2 protein-coding genes are annotated in these 2,142 nt (G+C 45.4%); one reads left to right on the top strand and one right to left on the bottom strand.

Annotated elements, in window-relative coordinates; genetic code table 11:
• Positions 1–53 precede the first annotated feature (53 nt).
• Complete coding sequence (locus tag Q0241_RS14460) at positions 54–407, bottom strand: hypothetical protein (RefSeq protein WP_299378715.1); 354 nt, start codon at positions 405–407, stop codon at positions 54–56.
• A 160-nt stretch (positions 408–567) separates the two neighbouring features.
• Here Q0241_RS14460 and Q0241_RS14455 point away from each other — a divergent pair, with 160 nt between their 5' ends.
• Complete coding sequence (locus Q0241_RS14455) at positions 568–1,986, top strand: IS1182 family transposase (protein ID WP_299378713.1); 1,419 nt, start codon at positions 568–570, stop codon at positions 1,984–1,986.
• Positions 1,987–2,142: the final 156 nt, after the last annotated feature.

Here is a 2,142-nt window from a genome sequence, read left to right as displayed (position 1 = left end):
GGATTCTATCTTGCTTATTATCATCGTTTTGTTCCTTTGGTTGTCTTAACACTTCAAGTGAAACTGCGACATTTTGTTCCGTCTTTGTAGAGGATGACGAGAGCCGATGGGCCGAGTGGAATGTGGGTTGAGATGCTCCATCCATTGTTGAGCATGCTCTCAAGAGTCTTTTGTGAATAATCGTTGCTTTTCACTTCGATGGTGAAGACTCCTTGTTCATCAGGAATTCCTATAACATCCAGAGACGCTTTGTACTTTTGCGTCCACTCTTGTTTGGTCTTGAGCGGAACTTCTTCCCAAGCAAGTCTTTCTGCTTCTACTGAGTTTACGGCCCCTTCTTGGTATACGCCATGTGTTCTCCACCAATGGTTCCGTATAGCAGACTCATCATATTCATTGTTGTTCATTGGATTGCCCTTTGTTAGATGAAGAAAAAAACCCTACCTATATCATTGGGACAATAACAATTCTTGATGACAAAAATCATTAAAATAAAAGGGAGCAAAAGCTCCCTCAGACTGCTGACAAAGGTCTCGCTTTAGCGAGGCCTTTGTGATTCAATGCTGTATGTTAAAAAAAGAAGGTCCTGTTCAGAGCGAACTTGAGATGGTTAGTTTAGAGTCTCTGGTTCCCACTACGCATCTTTTGCGCAAGATAGCTGCGCATATAGATTTCAGTTTTATCCATGATCGTGTAGCCCATTTATATTGCGCAAATAACGGACGTCCGGCGCTTGATCCGACAGTCCTTTTCAAAATATTAGTGATTGGCTACCTGTTTGGTGTTCGCTCTGAACGTCAGTTGATGCGTGAAATTGAAGTGAACGTTGCCTATCGATGGTTTTTGGGGATGCGTTTAACCGACAAGGTTCCTGATGCGTCGACACTCTCGCAAAATCGCCGCCGTCGCTTTACAGGGACTTCTGTTTATCAAGATATTTTTGACGAAATCGTATTGCAGGCCATCAAGGCTGGGCTTGTTGATGGTCACACTCTCTATACTGACAGCACGCATCTCAAGGCGAATGCCAATAAGCAGAAATTCGATCAGGAAGTCATCGGGAAATCCCGGGCCGATTATCTGGATGCGTTGGATGAAGCAATTGATACAGACCGTGCGGCCCATGGCAAGAAGCCTTTAAAGAGTAAAGATCGCGAGGTTATTACGAAGAAAACCAAGGTCAGTCGCACAGATAAAGATGCAGGTTATATGGTACGCGAGGGCAAGCCAAAGGGGTTCTTTTATCTTGACCACCGCACGGTAGATGGCGCCCATGCCATCATTACCGACAGTCATGTCACCGCAGGCAATGTCCACGACAGTATTCCCTATCTTTCAAGGTTGGATCATCAATGCAAGCGTTTTGATTTAGATGTTAAGACTGTTGGCTTGGATGCGGGCTATATGACAGCGGGGATTTGCAAAGGCCTGGATGATCGCAAGATCCATGGTGTGATCGGCTATCGCCGCCCAAATCACCGGAAAGGGTTTCTCTATAAACGAGAGTATGAATACCTCCCCGGTATTGATGGGTACCGCTGCCCCGGTGGGCAAATACTGAAGTACAGTACCACCAGTCGAACGGGCTATCGCGAATACAAGAGTAATGGAAAACAGTGCCAAACCTGTCCCTTTCTGGATCAGTGCACCAGTAGCTCCAACCATGTAAAGGTGATCACCCGCCATGTCTGGCAGGATATTAAGGATAAGACTGATCAAAACCGTCTGAGCACATGGGGAAAGGCTGTTTACAAGAGGAGAAAAGAAACTGTCGAGCGGAGTTTTGCGGATGCAAAACAGTTACACGGTCATCGCTATGCACGACTGCGCGGTCTGGATAAGGTCAAGGAACAGTGTCTGCTCGCCGCAGCTACTCAAAATATCAAGAAAATCGCACTGGTTCTGGCGAGAAATATCTTTTTATGGTGCAAAATCACGCTCAAAACAGACAAACAAAGCCAGCTGAACCTATTGATCGTTTCTTAAAAGGAAAAAACAGAAATCAGTTCTGAAAAAATCCATAACAAAACCCCGCCTCAATAAGACGGGGTTTGTCAGCGATCTGAGGAGGCTGAAAAGCCTCCTTTTTAAGTCAGTTCAAGTAAACTTAAACCAGTGTTGCTGCCATTAGGCCGAGAACGA

The sequence above is a fragment of the uncultured Kiloniella sp. genome (assembly GCF_937128705.1).
Taxonomy (GTDB): domain Bacteria; phylum Pseudomonadota; class Alphaproteobacteria; order Kiloniellales; family Kiloniellaceae; genus Kiloniella.
The sequence above is the reverse complement of the archived record's forward strand: the minus strand, read 5'-3'. Positions and strand labels throughout refer to the sequence as shown.